Raw genomic sequence first — 290 nt, 5'->3', positions numbered from 1 at the left:
GGTCGTTAGCTCAGTTGGTAGAGCAGTTGACTTTTAATCAATTGGTCGCAGGTTCGAATCCCGCACGACCCACCATTCTCTCGCAGTTAGGTTTGAATGTCAGAAGTTGAAATCATCGCATAGATATTCCTCTTCCTGTTTTGTCTAAAATGCCTCGAGTAGAATTTATTCCGCACGGCTGGCAGTGAATTATTATCAAGCAGTAAACTTAATGGGTCGTTAGCTCAGTTGGTAGAGCAGTTGACTTTTAATCAATTGGTCGCAGGTTCGAATCCCGCACGACCCACCAT

Annotated in this window: 1 tRNA gene; it reads left to right on the top strand. The window is 44.5% G+C overall.

The features are described 5' to 3' along the window. The first annotated feature begins 213 nt into the window (after positions 1-213). Positions 214-289: transfer RNA gene (locus FTB31_RS02070), tRNA-Lys, on the top strand. The last annotated feature ends 1 nt before the right edge of the window (position 290 follow it).

This window comes from Yersinia proxima (assembly GCF_902170785.1).
GTDB classification, from domain to species: domain Bacteria; phylum Pseudomonadota; class Gammaproteobacteria; order Enterobacterales; family Enterobacteriaceae; genus Yersinia; species Yersinia proxima.
The sequence above is the reverse complement of the archived record's forward strand: the minus strand, read 5'-3'. Positions and strand labels throughout refer to the sequence as shown.